At 48.1% G+C, this 16,957-nt stretch carries 16 protein-coding genes and 1 other annotated feature; all 16 genes read left to right on the plus strand.

All coding sequences use genetic code 11. The annotated features are described in order from the left end of the window. The 16 genes from KB186_RS25875 to fusA all read left to right on the plus strand — a co-directional run bounded on the left by KB186_RS25875 (position 1) and on the right by fusA (position 16,855). A complete protein-coding gene (locus KB186_RS25875) occupies positions 1-525 on the plus strand; it encodes an NYN domain-containing protein (RefSeq protein ID WP_047074734.1) in 525 nt (174 codons plus the stop codon). Positions 526-608: 83 nt separating this feature from the next. Next, positions 609-1,259: an RNA polymerase sporulation sigma factor SigH gene (gene sigH, locus KB186_RS25880; protein ID WP_005828894.1), complete on the plus strand. Its 651-nt coding sequence runs from the start codon at positions 609-611 to the stop codon at positions 1,257-1,259. 237 nt (positions 1,260-1,496) lie between these two features. Then, positions 1,497-1,646, plus strand: coding sequence for a 50S ribosomal protein L33 (gene rpmG, locus KB186_RS25885; protein ID WP_003392018.1), 150 nt, complete (start codon positions 1,497-1,499; stop codon positions 1,644-1,646). Then, complete coding sequence (gene secE, locus KB186_RS25890) at positions 1,646-1,894, plus strand: preprotein translocase subunit SecE (RefSeq protein WP_012683970.1); 249 nt, start codon at positions 1,646-1,648, stop codon at positions 1,892-1,894. Before rpmG ends, secE begins: the two co-directional genes overlap by 1 nt. A gap of 45 nt (positions 1,895-1,939) precedes the next feature. Further along, the gene (nusG, locus tag KB186_RS25895) at positions 1,940-2,476 is read left to right on the plus strand and encodes a transcription termination/antitermination protein NusG (RefSeq protein ID WP_173612344.1); all 537 of its coding nucleotides are present in this window, start codon (positions 1,940-1,942) and stop codon (positions 2,474-2,476) included. A 186-nt stretch (positions 2,477-2,662) separates the two neighbouring features. Beyond that, on the plus strand, positions 2,663-3,088 hold the full coding sequence (gene rplK / locus KB186_RS25900) for a 50S ribosomal protein L11 (RefSeq protein WP_005828886.1): 426 nt from the start codon (positions 2,663-2,665) through the stop codon (positions 3,086-3,088). A gap of 89 nt (positions 3,089-3,177) precedes the next feature. Next, positions 3,178-3,861, plus strand: a complete 684-nt coding sequence (gene rplA, locus KB186_RS25905; RefSeq protein WP_016742853.1) for a 50S ribosomal protein L1 — start codon at positions 3,178-3,180, stop codon at positions 3,859-3,861. 42 nt (positions 3,862-3,903) lie between these two features. Continuing rightward, positions 3,904-4,067 (plus strand) — a sequence feature (ribosomal protein L10 leader region). Positions 4,068-4,091: 24 nt separating this feature from the next. Continuing rightward, positions 4,092-4,607 (plus strand): 50S ribosomal protein L10, encoded by a 516-nt coding sequence (rplJ, locus tag KB186_RS25910; RefSeq protein ID WP_173612322.1) that lies wholly within the window; start codon positions 4,092-4,094, stop codon positions 4,605-4,607. Positions 4,608-4,662: 55 nt separating this feature from the next. Next, positions 4,663-5,025 carry a 50S ribosomal protein L7/L12 gene (gene rplL, locus KB186_RS25915; protein WP_007716218.1) on the plus strand — a complete coding sequence of 121 codons (363 nt, stop codon included), beginning with the start codon at positions 4,663-4,665 and terminating at the stop codon, positions 5,023-5,025. 102 nt (positions 5,026-5,127) lie between these two features. After that, positions 5,128-5,724: a class I SAM-dependent methyltransferase gene (locus tag KB186_RS25920; RefSeq protein WP_173612323.1), complete on the plus strand. Its 597-nt coding sequence runs from the start codon at positions 5,128-5,130 to the stop codon at positions 5,722-5,724. A gap of 310 nt (positions 5,725-6,034) precedes the next feature. Further along, positions 6,035-9,574 (plus strand): DNA-directed RNA polymerase subunit beta, encoded by a 3,540-nt coding sequence (gene rpoB, locus KB186_RS25925; protein WP_173612324.1) that lies wholly within the window; start codon positions 6,035-6,037, stop codon positions 9,572-9,574. A gap of 29 nt (positions 9,575-9,603) precedes the next feature. After that, on the plus strand, positions 9,604-13,230 hold the full coding sequence (gene rpoC / locus KB186_RS25930; protein WP_173612325.1) for a DNA-directed RNA polymerase subunit beta': 3,627 nt from the start codon (positions 9,604-9,606) through the stop codon (positions 13,228-13,230). A 137-nt stretch (positions 13,231-13,367) separates the two neighbouring features. Beyond that, a complete protein-coding gene (locus tag KB186_RS25935; protein WP_173612326.1) occupies positions 13,368-13,622 on the plus strand; it encodes a 50S ribosomal protein L7ae-like protein in 255 nt (84 codons plus the stop codon). 123 nt (positions 13,623-13,745) lie between these two features. Further along, the gene (gene rpsL, locus KB186_RS25940; protein ID WP_012683978.1) at positions 13,746-14,180 is read left to right on the plus strand and encodes a 30S ribosomal protein S12; all 435 of its coding nucleotides are present in this window, start codon (positions 13,746-13,748) and stop codon (positions 14,178-14,180) included. Between the two features lie 56 nt (positions 14,181-14,236). Beyond that, complete coding sequence (gene rpsG, locus KB186_RS25945) at positions 14,237-14,707, plus strand: 30S ribosomal protein S7 (protein ID WP_007716226.1); 471 nt, start codon at positions 14,237-14,239, stop codon at positions 14,705-14,707. Between the two features lie 69 nt (positions 14,708-14,776). Then, entirely contained in the window at positions 14,777-16,855 is a 2,079-nt protein-coding gene (fusA, locus tag KB186_RS25950; RefSeq protein ID WP_088910283.1) for an elongation factor G, read from the plus strand. Positions 16,856-16,957: the final 102 nt, after the last annotated feature.

Raw genomic sequence — 16,957 nt, forward strand, 5'->3', positions numbered from 1 at the left:
ATGGCGAAACGAAAAGCCAAGCAGCTGTTGATCGTAGATGGATACAATATCATCGGCGCCTGGCCCGATCTGCGCCTGCTGAAGGATCAAGAGCGGATGGACGAGGCGCGTGATCAATTAATCGCAAAAATGGCTGAGTACCAGAGCTACACTGGTGTGAAGGTCATCATTGTCTTCGATGCGTACAACGTTCCTGGCATTGGCCGTCAAATGGAAGACTTCCAGGTTGAAGTTTATTTTACGAAGAAAAAGGAGACGGCAGACGAGAAAATTGAGCAGTTAGTCTCCCAATTTCACAATAAAAATCGACAAATTTATGTAGCAACTTCTGACTATACCTCTCAACGTGTCATATTTGGGCAGGGGGCTTTGCGCAAATCAGCGCGGGAGTTGTTGCTCGATATGGAAAATGCAGGCAAGGAAATCAAGAAACAAGTCGAAAAAACGCAAGAAGAACGTTTCTCCACGCGGATTACGCTGAATGATGAAATAGCGAAAATATTCGAAAAATGGAGAAGGGAATAACTTGGATTCGGTTGACGCTTTTTTACGGCATCATGTATAATAGCGCTATCTATTGGAGAAACCGGTTGGCGGAGGGATCATTTGTGAGTGTTGACCTCAAGGAGTTAAAACATGCCCAATATGAACTAATGACCGACGAAGAAGTAGTCGACCTGGTTCGCGATAATGACGCCGAAGCTTTGGAGTATTTGATCAACAAATACAAGAACTTCGTTCGTGCCAAAGCGAGATCCTATTTTCTTATTGGGGCTGACCGCGAAGACATCGTGCAGGAAGGGATGATCGGACTGTACAAGTCTATTCGCGACTTCCGAGGAGACAAGCTCACGTCGTTCAAAGCATTTGCCGAGCTGTGTATTACCCGTCAGATCATTACCGCGATCAAGACAGCGACACGCCAAAAGCACATCCCGCTCAATTCTTACGTTTCACTGGACAAGCCTATCTATGATGAAGATTCTGACCGAACACTTCTCGATGTGATCTCGGGAACAAAAGTGACCGATCCAGAGGAATTGTTTATCAATCGGGAAGAGTTCGATGATATCGAGGGCAAGATGAGTGAAATTTTGAGCGACTTGGAGCGCCAGGTTCTCATGCTCTATTTGGATGGACGATCCTATCAGCAGATTGCCGTCGAGCTGAAGCGTCACGTCAAGTCTATTGATAATGCATTGCAGCGAGTAAAGCGCAAGCTAGAGCGCTATTTGGAAGGAAGAGAGATTCATCTGTAGAGAATCTCTCTTTTTATTTTGGAAGCAAAAGGACTATCTCTTGTCAAGTCATTTTGTTTGACATGGGTATTTCGGTATGATAAATTTATTTAGGTAGCCATAGACTCTTATCTCTCTGTTCTATGGTTACTTAGGTGAATGAAATGGTCTGGAAAAAGTAGCGGTTTTCCCGTACTATTTATCATCGGGGTACTTTTAACTAATAGCAGGTTTGAAATGAGATGGAGGTGGCAATAAATGCGAGTAAACATCACGTTGGCGTGCACCGAGTGTGGCGAGCGTAACTATATCTCCACAAAGAACAAGCGCACCACTACTGAACGTGTTGAACTGAAAAAGTATTGCTCCCGTGACAAGAAGCAAACCCTTCATCGCGAGACGAAGTAATGGTTGATGCGACGAAGTCAGGGGGTGGCAAAGTGGGTTTTTTATCACGAATCGGAGCCAGTTTTCGCCGTACCGGTGGTTTTTTTAGTGACGTAATGTCCGAGCTAAAGAAAGTCCGTTGGCCCAACCGTAAAGAGTTAACAACCTATACGCTTGTTGTACTCGTTACGGTCGTGCTCCTTGCAATATTCTTCTTCGTCGTTGATTTGGGTATCTCGCGCTTGATCGATTTGATTCTAGGAACGTAATTATGCAAGTCTTAGGAGGGACGGACGGTTATCGTCCTGTTGGATATGGAAAAAGCATGGTATGTACTTCATACGTACTCAGGTTACGAAAACAAGGTAAAAGCAAATCTGGAGAAGCGACTCGAGTCGATGGGCATGGAAGACAAGATCTTTCGCGTTCTTGTTCCCACTGAAGAAGAGGTGGAAACCAAGGATGGTAAAAAGCGCACCGTCACGAAAAAAGTGTTTCCTGGATACGTCCTTGTTGAAATGGTGATGACGGACGACTCTTGGTATGTCGTGCGCAACACCCCTGGGGTTACCGGCTTTGTCGGATCCACGGGTGCTGGCTCTAAACCGACAGCGCTGCGTCCTGAAGAGGCCGATACGATTCTCAAGCAAATGGGAATCGAAATTCCCAAGATCAAAGTCGATTTTGCTCTCCGCGATATGGTGCGCGTCACAGATGGTCCGTTTTCCAATCGCACCGGGGAGATTATCGAGATTTACCCGGACAGGCAGAAGGTTCGCGTGTTGGTGGACATCTTCGGTCGCGAAACACCGGTAGAGCTAGACTTTACACAAGTTCAACAATTGGATTAGGATTCAACTTGAAAAGTATCGCGCTATGTGGTACATTTCATTTTGTTTTAACAATCCCACAACACTATTTGGGGTTTCTTGCACTCTCACTATAGATCGAAAGTCTTTTACATACAGACTTTCAAAAAACGGTGGGAGGGGGCATTCCCCCGTAATAACCACATGTGAAGTAAGGAGGTGTGTTACGTGGCTAAGAAGGTTATCCGCGTAATTAAATTACAAATCCCAGCAGGTAAAGCGAATCCTGCACCTCCAGTAGGTCCGGCTCTCGGTCAAGCTGGTGTAAACATCATGGGATTCTGTAAAGAATTCAATGCTCGCACTGAAAGCGAAGTAGGTATGATCATTCCGGTGGAAATCACCGTGTTTGAAGACCGTTCTTTCACTTTTATCACAAAAACTCCTCCAGCTGCAGTTCTGTTGAAGAAAGCTGCTGGTATCGAGTCCGGCTCTGGCGTACCAAACAAAACAAAGGTTGCTACGCTGAAGCGTGATAAAGTTCGTGAAATCGCAGAACTGAAGCGTCCTGACCTGAATGCTGCATCCGTAGAAGCGGCTATGCGCATGGTAGAAGGTACAGCTCGTTCTATGGGTATCGTAATCGAAGACTAATTGTCTTGAGTGCAAGGGGGCACAGACGTTGTGCCCCCCTGTCTGTGGGAGGATCAACCGCTACGACCACATTGAAGGGAGATTTAATCATGGCGAAAAAAGGTAAGAAATATCAAGAGGCTGTAAAGCTCGTTGATAAAAACAAAGTTTACGAAGTAGTTGAAGGCGTTGAGCTGGTTAAAAAAGCAGCTACAGCTAAATTCGATGAAACTGTTGAAGCAGCTTTCCGTTTGGGCGTAGATCCTAAGCGTGCTGACCAACAAATTCGTGGCGCAGTTGTATTGCCACATGGTACTGGTAAAGTACAACGTGTTCTCGTATTCGCAAAAGGCGAAAAAGCGAAAGATGCAGAAGCAGCTGGCGCAGACTTCGTAGGCGATGCAGACATGATCGCGAAAATTCAAGGTGGCTGGTTCGACTTTGACGTTGTAGTAGCTACTCCTGATATGATGGGTGAAGTAGGTAAATTGGGTCGTGTACTCGGTCCAAAAGGCCTGATGCCAAACCCTAAGACCGGTACAGTTACTTTCGATGTAACCAAAGCGGTTAACGAAATCAAAGCAGGTAAAATTGAGTACCGTGTAGACAAAGCGGGTAACATCCACGCTCCTATCGGAAAAGCATCCTTCGATGCTGACAAACTGGTAGAAAACCTGGCTGCTCTGACTGAAGCACTGAACCGTGCGAAACCAGCTGCTGCTAAAGGTGTTTACATGAGAAACGTAACCCTGAGCTCCACTATGGGCCCTGGCGTACGCGTAGCTGTAAAATAATGACACTTGACTTCCTTTATGGGAGTTGTTAAGATAGTCCCTGTTGATGAAAAGAATATGCCGTAGACAGAAGGTGCGGTGCTTGTGAGAGTAACGCTTAATATCCCTCCGAGGCGTGTAATGTACGAATGAGGAAACGCTGTTTTCCTTTGACGATATAGCATTATGCCCTCGTGAGTCTGCGAGGGCATTCTTCATTTTCTAGGATTAGAGCACGGGAGGTGTAATCAATGGCAGAAATTCGTCCAACCGTTATTCGTGAAGAAAAGGTACAAGCGATCAACGAAATCGCAACTAAACTTCGCGAAAGCCAAACTACAGTGGTAGCTGACTACCGCGGTCTGACAGTAGCACAAGTAACTGAGCTCCGTAAGCAATTGCGTGAAGCTGGTGTTGAGTTCCAGGTGTTGAAAAACTCCCTGACTCGTTTGGCTACTGAGAAGGAAAGCCTGACTGAACTGGATCAATATCTGACTGGACCAAACGCTCTGGCGTTCTCCAAAGAGGATATCATCGCTCCAGCGAAAGTTATCGCTGAATTCGCTAAGAAAAACGACAAGCTGGAAATCAAGGGTGGCGTTATCGAGGGTAAAGTAGTTGATGCTGAGCAAATTAAAGCTCTGGCTTCCCTGCCGAACCGCGAAGGTCTCTTGTCCATGCTTCTTTCCGTCCTGCAAGCTCCAATGCGCAACGTTGCACTGGCAGTCAAAGCAGTGGCAGAACAAAAAGAAGGTCAAGGCGCGTAATCGTCTGATCGGTTAATGTTTTACAAATACTATTCCTTGAATGGAGGATTTACAAATGTCTAAAGACCAAATCTTGGAAGCCATTAAAGGCATGTCCGTTCTCGAACTGAACGATCTGGTAAAAGCAATTGAAGAAGAATTCGGCGTAACTGCTGCTGCTCCTGTAGCTGTAGTTGCTGGTGGCGGAGCAGAAGCTGCTGCTGAGCAAACTGAGTTCACTGTAAACCTGGTAAGCGGCGGCGCTTCCAAAATCAACGTAATCAAAGTTGTTCGCGAGCTGACTGGCTTGGGTCTGAAAGAAGCAAAAGACCTGGTAGACAACGCTCCAAAAACACTCAAAGAGGGCGTTTCCAAAGACGAAGCAGAAGCCCTCAAAGCAAAACTCGAAGAAGCTGGCGCTCAAGTAGAAGTAAAGTAAGTTAGCTTCCTTTAGGATATCCCCTTGCCTGCGGCAGGGGGATTTTCTATAAACTTTTGATGATAAAGGTTTATTTAAACGATGAGGAAGGGTGAATCACACGTGGCAGACCATTACTATACCAATCAACCGGGCGCTGCACATGATGAACAGCAATTTACGTTCAAGCTCCGTGGTAATGAATTTCGTTTCATAACGGATGCTGGCGTTTTTTCCCGAGACCGGATTGACTTTGGAAGTGTATTGCTCATCGAGAACATGGAGATCGACAGTCATGCGCGTGTGCTTGATGTGGGATGCGGGTATGGTCCGATGGGATTGACGGCTGCCAAGCTTGCTGATCATGGTCGAGTGACGATGATCGACGTGAACGAGCGTGCGGTTAACCTGGCTCGTCGTAATGCAGAAGCAAATGGTATTAAAAATGTTGAGGTTCGAGTGAGTGATGTCTACAACGGCGTACAAGGCGAGCAGTTTGATGTCATTCTGACCAATCCGCCTATTCGTGCGGGTAAGGAAATCGTTCATCGCATTTTTGTAGAAGGATACGACCTGTTAGTAGAAGGCGGAGAAATGTGGGTTGTCATTCAGAAAAAGCAAGGCGCCCCATCCGCATTGAAGAAGCTGCAGGAAACGTACCGCGAAGTAATAGAAGTAGATCGGGAAAAAGGCTATCACATATTCAGGGCAATCAAATAAGGTAAGAAGAAATCATTAGAAAAGTTTTCTTGACGCGAATAATTGAATGTGGTAGCATTATAAAATGTCAATATGGGATAAATGTCTATTTTTCAGCAATTCCCTGTCCGTCAAGCGTTTCTACTTTTTTCCTGAGATAGGAATGTTTGCGTGAAAACATGGGAATTCTTTTAAAATAGAGTTTCTCTGGGTTAAAAATGGTTGAAGCTGCTTTAACCCATTTTTATTTTTAGGCATTCGAATGCGACTGAAAGAAGTTGCCGAATGCCGAGTTTCTATGTGTGAAAACACAACCTGAGGGGTGAATAAGTTGGCAGGTAAAGTGATTCAAAGTGGCCGACACCGCCAGCGTCGTACGTATTCACGTATTAACGAAGTGCTGGGCCTTCCAAATCTCATCGAGATTCAACAAAAGTCCTACCAGTGGTTCCTTGATGAGGGGCTCCGTGAGATGTTCCAAGACATTTCGCCAATCCAGGACTTCACAGGTAATCTCGTGCTGGAGTTTATCGACTACAGCTTGGGAGAGCCGAAGTACGATGTTGACGAGTCGAAAGAACGTGACGTCACCTATGCGGCGCCTCTGCGTGTGAAGGTACGTTTGTTGAACAAAGAGACGGGAGAAGTGAAGGAACAAGAAGTATTCATGGGGGACTTCCCGCTCATGACCGAAACGGGAACCTTCATTATTAATGGTGCTGAGCGCGTTATTGTCAGCCAGCTTGTTCGTTCCCCCAGTGTATATTACAACACCAAAGTGGACAAAAACGGCAAGCAGACGTTTACAGCTACAGTAATCCCGAACCGGGGTGCTTGGCTGGAGCTGGAGACCGATGCGAAGGACGTTATTTATGTCCGCATCGACCGTACGCGAAAAATCCCGGTAACGGTTCTTTTGCGTGCGTTGGGCTTTGGTTCCGACATTGAGATTCTCAACTTGCTGGGTGAAGATGAATACATCAAGAACACGCTGGAAAAAGACAATACCGATTCTACGGAAAAAGCGCTCATTGAAATCTACGAGCGTCTTCGTCCGGGTGAGCCACCAACAGTCGAAAATGCGAAGAGCCTCTTGATCTCTCGTTTCTTCGACCCTAAGCGCTATGATTTGGCTTCTGTTGGTCGTTACAAAATGAACAAAAAGCTTCATTTGAAAAACCGTCTGTACAACCAACGTTTGGCTGAGACGCTGGTCGATACGACAACAGGTGAAATTTTTGCCGAAGCAGGTCAAATGATTGACCGTCGTGTCCTTGATCGCATCGTGCCAGCGCTGGAAGGAAACATCGGCTTTATCGATGTTCGTACGCATGGCGGTGTATTGGAAGATGAAGCGATTCATTTGCAATCTATCAATATTTTCTCTCCGATTGAGGATGGCAAGATCATCAAAGTAATCGGAAACGGAAATGTAGATAAGTCCTTCAAACATATTACGCCGGCGGATATCGTATCGGCGATCAACTATTTCATGAACCTCTTGCACGGTGTAGGTTCCACAGACGATATCGACCACTTGGGTAACCGTCGTCTGCGTTCCGTGGGTGAGCTTCTACAGAACCAATTCCGTATCGGTTTGTCCCGTATGGAACGTGTGGTTCGTGAGCGCATGTCCATCCAGGATCAAAACCAAATTACACCGCAAGCTCTCATTAACATCCGTCCAGTGATTGCATCACTGAAGGAGTTCTTTGGTAGCTCGCAGCTGTCTCAGTTCATGGATCAAACAAACCCATTGGCTGAGCTGACGCACAAACGCCGTCTGTCCGCACTCGGACCTGGTGGTTTGACGCGTGAGCGCGCGGGCTTCGAAGTGCGCGACGTTCACCATTCCCACTACGGTCGTATGTGTCCAATTGAGACGCCAGAGGGACCAAACATTGGTTTGATCAACTCCCTGTCGTCCTTTGCACGCATTAACGATTACGGATTCATTGAAACGCCTCGTCGTAAAGTAGATCCGGAAACGGGCTTCGTGTTGACTGATATCAGCTACTTGACTGCTGATGAGGAAGACGTGTTCAACGTGGCACAGGCGAATCAGCCACTTGATGAAGATGGTCGTTTCGTAAACGACATGGTAATCTGCCGTCGTAAAGGTGAGATCTTGAGCGTACCGCGCGATAAGGTAGACTTCATGGACGTATCTCCGAAGCAGGTTGTATCCGTAGCGACAGCGCTGATTCCGTTCCTCGAGAACGATGACGCCAACCGCGCACTGATGGGTTCAAACATGCAGCGGCAGGCCGTTCCGCTTTTGATTCCACAAGCACCGTTTGTCGGTACGGGTATGGAACATAAAGCAGCGCAAGACTCCGGCGTGGCGATCGTTGCCAAGCATCCGGGTCAAGTAGAGCGCGTAACGGCTCGCGAAATCTGGATTCGTCGTTACCAAGAAATCGACGGAAGAAAAGTTGCCGGCGATCTCGATAAATACAAAATGCACAAGTTTATCCGTTCCAACCAAGGTACCTGCATCAACCAGCGTCCAATTGTAAGCACTGGGGACTGGATTGAAAAAGGCGATATCATTGGGGACGGCCCATCCACTGAAAAAGGTGAATTGGCTCTCGGTCGTAACGTAATCGTTGCGTTTATGACGTGGGAAGGATACAACTACGAAGACGCGATTCTTCTGAGTGAAAAACTTGTAAAAGATGACGTGTATACGTCTATCCATATTGAAGAATACGAGTCCGAAGCTCGCGACACCAAGCTGGGTCCAGAGGAAATCACTCGCGATATTCCAAACGTTGGGGAAGATGCTCTGAAAAACCTGGACGAACGCGGTATCATCCGTGTTGGTGCGGAGATTCAGGACGGCGACATTCTCGTTGGTAAGGTTACACCTAAAGGGGTTACTGAGCTGACAGCAGAAGAACGCCTCCTGCATGCCATCTTCGGTGAAAAAGCTCGTGAAGTTCGTGATACATCCCTGCGCGTACCGCATGGTGGTTCCGGTATCATCGTAGACGTAAAAGTATTTACGCGTGAGAATGGCGACGAATTGCCACCAGGCGTAAACCAACTCGTTCGCGTTTACATCGCCCAAAAACGGAAAATCTCCGTGGGTGACAAAATGGCCGGTCGACATGGTAACAAAGGGGTTATCGCCCGCATCATGGCGGAAGAAGATATGCCGTTCCTGCCAGATGGCTCTCCAGTAGAGATCGTACTCAACCCGTTGGGCGTACCTTCGCGTATGAACATCGGTCAGGTATTGGAGACTCACTTGGGTATGGCGGCGAAGCTTCTGGGTATCCACGTAGCAACGCCGGTATTCGACGGTGCACGTCAGGCAGAAGTATTCGAAACGTTGGAAGAAGCAGGTCTGGATCGTGACGGAAAAACGATCTTGTTCGATGGTCGTACAGGTGAACCGTTTGACCGCCGTGTAACGGTAGGTTGCGTATACATGCTGAAACTGGCTCACTTGGTTGACGATAAAATCCATGCTCGTTCTACTGGTCCTTACTCTCTTGTTACGCAGCAGCCATTGGGTGGTAAAGCTCAATTCGGTGGACAGCGTTTCGGGGAGATGGAGGTTTGGGCATTGGAGGCATATGGTGCTGCCTACACCTTGCAAGAAATTCTCACTGTCAAGTCGGATGACGTCGTGGGCCGCGTGAAGACGTACGAAGCGATCGTTAAGGGCGAAAACGTTCCAGAACCAGGTGTTCCAGAGTCCTTCAAGGTATTGATCAAGGAACTCCAGAGCTTGGGTATGGACGTGAAGATTCTGTCCGGAGACGAGCAGGAGATTGAAATGCGTGAAATGGAAGACGAGGATGAAGGCAACGGTGAAAAACTGAACCTCGTTCTCGAAGGCGGAAGCTTGAACGACGAGTAAGATTCCGGTACCAAGGGAGGTAACGCCCTGTGATTGACGTGAACAACTTCGAATATATGAAGATCGGCTTGGCTTCCCCCGATAAGATCCGTTCGTGGTCTTTCGGGGAAGTGAAGAAGCCAGAGACGATCAACTACCGCACACTGAAACCGGAAAAAGACGGCTTGTTCTGTGAACGCATCTTTGGACCGACCAAGGACTGGGAATGCCATTGCGGTAAATACAAGCGTGTTCGTTATAAAGGTGTAGTGTGCGACCGTTGTGGCGTGGAAGTGACCCGCGCCAAAGTACGGCGTGAGCGCATGGGGCACATTGAACTGGCTGCCCCAGTTTCTCACATCTGGTACTTCAAAGGGATTCCAAGCCGTATGGGCTTGGTGCTCGACATGTCCCCTCGTTCCCTGGAGGAAGTTATCTACTTTGCTTCTTACGTAGTAACCGATCCAGGTGACACTCCTCTCGATAAAAAGCAATTGCTCTCCGAAAAAGAGTATCGCAACTATCGTGAGAAATACGGCCACTCCTTCCAAGCGATGATGGGAGCAGAAGCGATCAAGCGCCTGCTTGCTGAAATCGATCTGGATAAAGACGTGGAAACGCTAAAAGAAGATTTGAAAACGGCACAAGGCCAGCGTCGCAACCGTGCGATCAAGCGTCTGGAAGTGCTCGAGGCATTCCGCAACTCCGGTAACCACCCGGATTGGATGGTTCTCGACGTACTGCCGGTTATCCCGCCAGAGCTTCGTCCAATGGTTCAGTTGGATGGTGGACGTTTTGCCACTTCCGACCTGAATGACCTGTACCGCCGTGTAATCAACCGTAATAACCGTCTGAAGCGTCTGCTCGAACTGGGTGCTCCTGACATTATCGTACAAAACGAGAAACGCATGTTGCAGGAAGCAGTAGACGCGCTCATCGACAACGGTCGTCGTGGACGTCCAGTAACAGGACCAGGTAACCGTCCTTTGAAATCTCTCAGCCACATGCTGAAAGGTAAACAAGGTCGTTTCCGTCAAAACCTGCTCGGTAAGCGTGTTGACTACTCCGGTCGTTCCGTTATCGTTGTAGGACCTAACCTGAAGATGTATCAGTGCGGTTTGCCTAAAGAAATGGCACTGGAGCTCTTCAAACCGTTCGTGATGAAAGAGCTGGTTTCCAAAGGCCTCGCTCACAACATCAAGAGCGCAAAGCGCAAGGTTGAGCGCGTTCAGCCAGAGGTATGGGACGTTCTCGAGGACGTTATTCGCGAGCATCCGGTACTGTTGAACCGTGCCCCCACCTTGCACCGTCTGGGTATCCAGGCATTCGAACCAGTTCTGGTTGAAGGCCGTGCGATCCGTCTGCATCCACTCGTTTGTACAGCGTACAACGCGGACTTTGACGGTGACCAAATGGCGGTTCACGTTCCGTTGTCTGCTGAGGCACAGGCAGAAGCACGTATCCTTATGCTGGCAGCGCAGAACATCTTGAACCCGAAAGACGGTAAACCGGTAGTAACACCATCCCAGGACATGGTGCTTGGTTCCTACTACCTGACACTGGAACGTGAGGGCGACAAAGGCGAGGGTACGATCTATCGTGATCCTCACGATGCGATTGCCGCTTATCAGCAAGGCTTTATCAGCCTGCATACGCGCATTGCTCTGCCAGCGAAACGCCTGAACAAAACCAGCTTTACTGAACGTCAAGAGAACGCGCTTCTCGTAACGACAGTAGGGAAAGTGATCTTCAACGAGATATTCCCTGCAGATCTGCCGTTCATCAATGCACCCACCAAGGCTAACCTGCAATTTATGGTTCCAGACGAGTGCTTTATCTTTGATAAAGGTACAAATGTTTCAGAGTTCATCAAGAACCTGCCTGACCCGGGTGCAGTAAAGAAAGGCTTCTTGGGAACGATCATTTCCGAGTGCTTCCGTCGCTTCGGTACGATGAAAACGTCCATGATTCTTGACAGAATCAAGGAACTGGGCTTCACGTACTCGACAAAAGCAGGTATCACGATTGCCGTAGCGGACATTGCGGTACCAGGAAAGAAAAAAGACATCCTCGACGCAGCGGATGAAAAGGTTGCAACTGTCATGACGCAGTTCCGTCGCGGTTTGATCACCGAAGACGAGCGCTATGACCGCGTAATCTCCATCTGGTCCAAAGCGAAGGATGAAGTAACAGACGTTTTGATGAAGTCCATGGATAAGTTCAATGCGATCTTCATGATGGCGAACTCCGGTGCCCGTGGTAACGTATCCCAGATCACTCAGCTGGCTGGTATGCGCGGTCTGATGGCAAACCCATCCGGTCGAATCATCGAGTTGCCGATTAAATCCAACTTCCGTGAAGGTCTGACGGTTTTGGAGTACTTTATCTCCACGCACGGTGCGCGTAAAGGTCTCGCCGATACAGCCTTGCGTACAGCGGACTCGGGTTACCTGACTCGTCGTCTGGTAGACGTTGCCCAAGACGTGATTGTACGCGAAACCGATTGCGGAACAGATAAAGGTATCCGTGTAACAGCGATCAAGGATGGTAAAGAAGAAATCGAGAAGCTGTCTGACCGTCTGGTAGGACGTACTTGCTTCGAGACTTTGCGCCACCCTGAGACAAAAGAAATTATCGTGCACCGCAATGAGGAGATCTCTGAAGAGGTTGCCGAGTATATCGAAAAAGTTGGAATCACTGACGTTTACATCCGTAACGTACTTGCTTGCCGCACCAGCCATGGTGTCTGCAAACTGTGCTACGGACGCAACCTGGCAACAGGAGCCGAGGTGGAAGTGGGAGAAGCAGTCGGTATTATCGCTGCTCAGTCCATTGGTGAGCCGGGTACCCAGCTGACCATGCGTACCTTCCATACCGGTGGGGTTGCGGGAGACGATATTACCCAAGGTTTGCCGCGTATTCAGGAGTTGTTCGAAGCGCGTAATCCGAAAGGGCAAGCAGTCATCTCCGAAATTGATGGTGAAGTTGTTGATATTCGCGAAGGGAAAGATCGTCGCGAGATCGAAGTACGTGGAGAAGCGGAGAACAAAGTGTATGCAGCACCGTATGGCTCACGCATCAAGGTTTCTGTTGGTGTCAAGCTGAATGCTGGTGACGAGCTCACGGAAGGTTCCGTAGACCCGAAAGAAATGCTCAAAGTTCGTGGTATGCGCGGAGTTTCCAACTACATCTTGCAAGAGGTACAAAAAGTTTACCGTATGCAAGGGGTAGAAATTAACGACAAGCACGTAGAGGTAATGATTCGTCAGATGCTGCGCAAATTGCGCGTTATCGACAGCGGAGATACAGACCTCTTGCCAGGTTCCTATGTAGAGGTTCCTGAATTTGAGCAAGCGAACGCTAAAGTTCTCATGGAAGGCAGAAATCCAGCAGTGGGCCGTCCAGTTCTTCTGGGGATCACCAAAGCATCCCTCGAAACCGACTCCTTCCTGTCGGCAGCATCCTTCCAGGAAACGACTCGCGTTCTTACCGATGCAGCGATCAAAGGAAAAGTGGACCGCTTGCTAGGTTTGAAAGAGAACGTTATTATCGGGAAGCTGGTTCCAGCAGGTACCGGTATGTCACGTTACCGCAATGTAAAAGTTGCTAGTCAAGTAGATTACGAAGCAGAGCTGGAAGCAGCGAAAGCTGAGCAAGAAGCAGTTTCTGTAGAGTAATTGCGGGAAAAGCGCCCATCACCGATTGGTGGGCGCTTTCCTAAATAAAAATATCAAATGGGCGTTGACAACAACTAGCCCACCTGATATTATATTCAAGTGTGCCTGACATCTGTACTTTGGAGGATATGAGAATCATGTCTTATGAAAAAGTAGAGCGGGCCAAGGACTTGACAATCGGCATTAAGCAGACGATCAAAGCTGTGGAAAACCAACAGGTAGAAGCGGTGTATATCGCTGTTGATGCAGATAAGCGTTTGACCCAAAAAGTCGAGCTCCTTTGCAAAGAGAAGGGTGTTCCAGTCATTCATGTAGATTCCATGTATCGCTTAGGCAAAGCGTGCGGAATTGAAGTGGGAGCGGCTACTGCTGCGATTAAAAAAAGTGGTTAACGATGTTTTTGTCAGCGGCTTACACGTTGCGTAATGCTGGACAAGGACTTTCTATTTGACCTAAAAATGACTCACCTGGATCTGTGGTCTTGAAGATTGGGTATTAAGAAGGGAGGTAACATCATGCCTACAATTAACCAATTGGTGCGTAAAGGTCGCGAGGATAAGGTTGTGAAGTCGAAGTCCCCAGCTCTTCAAAAGGGGTACAACAGCTTCAAGAAAAGCCAAACTAACCAAAGCTCTCCTCAAAAACGTGGTGTTTGCACTCGTGTAGGTACCATGACTCCGAAAAAACCGAACTCCGCGTTGCGTAAATACGCTCGTGTGCGTTTGACTAACGGAATCGAGGTAACAGCTTACATCGGTGGTATTGGCCACAACCTGCAAGAGCATAGCGTCGTGCTGGTGCGCGGCGGTCGTGTAAAAGACTTGCCAGGGGTACGCTACCATATCGTTCGTGGTGCTCTTGACACTGCTGGTGTGAACAACCGTAAACAAGGTCGTTCCAAATACGGTACTAAGCGTCCGAAGCCAGGTCAAGCAGCAGCGAAGAAGTAATAAAAAAACGCCTGTGAAGTGGCGTGAATTTATAACGAAAAGAAGGAGGGAATACGATGCCTCGTAAAGGTCCTGTAACCCGTCGTGACGTGCTGCCTGATCCTATTCACAACAGCAAGTTGGTTACTCGCTTGATTAACCGCCTGATGTTGGATGGTAAGCGTGGTGTAGCTCAGAACATTCTCTACAACGCATTTGACATCATCCAGGAGCGCACAGGTCGCAACCCGATGGAAGTGTTTGAAGAAGCACTGAAAAACGTAATGCCAGTACTGGAAGTTAAAGCTCGCCGTGTAGGTGGTGCTAACTACCAAGTACCAATCGAAGTAAAACCGGAGCGCCGTACCACTCTTGGCCTGCGTTGGATGGTTAACTACTCCCGTAACCGTGGAGAGAAAACCATGGAACAACGTCTTGCTAACGAGATCATGGACGCTGCTAACAACACCGGTGCAGCAGTTAAAAAGCGTGAAGACACGCACAAGATGGCTGAAGCGAACAAAGCGTTTGCTCACTATCGCTGGTAGGAATTGAATCGGGTGTCCGTATTGGATACCCGTTTATTCTCAAACTCGAGTATGGAAGGAGCATACCTAATGGCTCGCGAGTTCTCTTTGCCGAATACGCGTAATATCGGTATCATGGCTCACATCGATGCTGGTAAGACGACGACTACTGAGCGTATTCTGTTCTACACTGGTCGCGTTCATAAAATTGGTGAGGTGCACGAAGGTGCAGCTACCATGGACTGGATGGAACAAGAGCAAGAGCGTGGTATCACGATCACTTCGGCTGCTACTACTGCTCAATGGAATGGCCATCGAATCAACATTATCGATACGCCAGGCCACGTAGACTTCACTGTAGAAGTTGAGCGCTCCCTCCGCGTTCTTGACGGTGCTGTAACCGTTTTTGACGCAAAAGGTGGCGTTGAGCCGCAAACCGAAACCGTATGGCGCCAAGCTGACCGTTATGGCGTACCACGCATGTGCTACATCAACAAAATGGATATCATGGGTGCTAACTTTGATATGTGCTTGGGTCAGATCAAATCTCGCCTGGGTGCAAATCCAGTAGCGATCCAATATCCAATCGGTGCAGAAGATCAATTCAAAGGTATGGTTGACCTGATTGAAATGAAGGCAATCGTATATACTGATGACTTGGGTAAAACTTCTGACTCCGCTGAAATTCCTGCTGACATCCTGGCACGTTGCGAAGAACTTCGCATGGCTATGGTTGAAGCAGCTGCTGAACAAGACGAAGAGCTCATGATGAAGTACTTGGAAGGCGAAGAGCTGACCAACGACGAAATCCGTGCTGCTCTGCGTAAGGGTACTATCGAGTGCAAACTGACGCCGGTAATGTGCGGTTCTTCTTACAAGAACAAAGGTGTTCAGCCTATGCTGGACAACGTAGTTGCTTACCTGCCGTCTCCGGTAGATATCCCTGCAATTAAAGGTACATTGCCAGATACTGAAGATGAAGTTGATCGTCCAGCTGACGACAACGGTCCGTTCTCTGCTCTTGCGTTCAAGATCATGACTGACCCGTATGTTGGTCGTTTGACTTTCTTCCGCGTATACTCCGGTGTACTGAACTCCGGTTCTTACGTTCTCAACTCTACCAAGGGTAAACGTGAGCGCGTTGGCCGTATCCTGCAAATGCACGCAAACCACCGTGAAGAGATCACAACGGTTTACTCCGGTGACATTGCAGCAGCTGTAGGTTTGAAAGATACAACAACTGGTGATACTCTGTGTGATGAAAAGGCTCCAGTAATCCTTGAGTCTATGGACTTCCCAGAGCCAGTTATTTCTGTTGCGATCGAACCAAAATCCAAAGCAGACCAAGACAAGATGGGTATCGGCCTGTCCAAGCTTGCTGAAGAGGATCCAACGTTCAGAACTCGTACAGATGAAGAGACTGGTCAAACAATCATCTCCGGTATGGGTGAGCTTCACCTGGAGATTATCGTAGACCGTCTGAAACGCGAATTTAAAGTTGAGTCGAACGTTGGTGCTCCACAGGTTGCTTACCGTGAAACATTCCGTAACGCAGCGAAAGTGGAAGGTAAATTCGTTCGTCAGTCCGGTGGTCGTGGTCAATACGGTCACGTTTGGGTGGAATTCGCTCCACTCGAAGCTGGTCAAGGCTTCCAATTCGAAAACAAAATCGTTGGTGGTGTAGTACCACGCGAATACATCCCTGCTGTTCAAGCGGGTATCGAAGAGTCCATGAAAAATGGTGTTATCGCCGGTTTCCCGCTGGTTGATATCAAAGCTACTATCGTAGACGGTAGCTACCATGATGTTGACTCCAACGAGATGGCATTTAAAGTAGCAGGTTCCCTCGCATTGAAGGAAGCTGCGAAAAAATGTGGCGCTGTACTACTCGAGCCAATCATGAAAGTAGAAGTTACAATGCCAGAAGAGTACATGGGCGACGTTATGGGCGACCTGAACTCCCGCCGCGGTCGTATCGAAGGTATGGAAGCTCGTGCAAATGCACAAGTAATCCGTGCAATGGTACCACTGTCCGAGATGTTTGGTTACTCCACAATTCTTCGTTCCCGTACCCAAGGCCGTGGCGTTTACTCCATGGTGATCGACCACTACGAAGAAGTACCTAAATTTATCGCTGAAGAGATCATCAAGAAATCTAAAGGCGAATAATTACAGGTTACAGCTTTATCTTGCAATCAGAAAGGTTTACAATATGGAAGGGACAACCATTCGTAAGGTAAACCTTTCTTCAAACCATAAAACCCTTATCTA

This window comes from Brevibacillus sp. AF8, from assembly GCF_021270385.1.
Taxonomy (GTDB): domain Bacteria; phylum Bacillota; class Bacilli; order Brevibacillales; family Brevibacillaceae; genus Brevibacillus.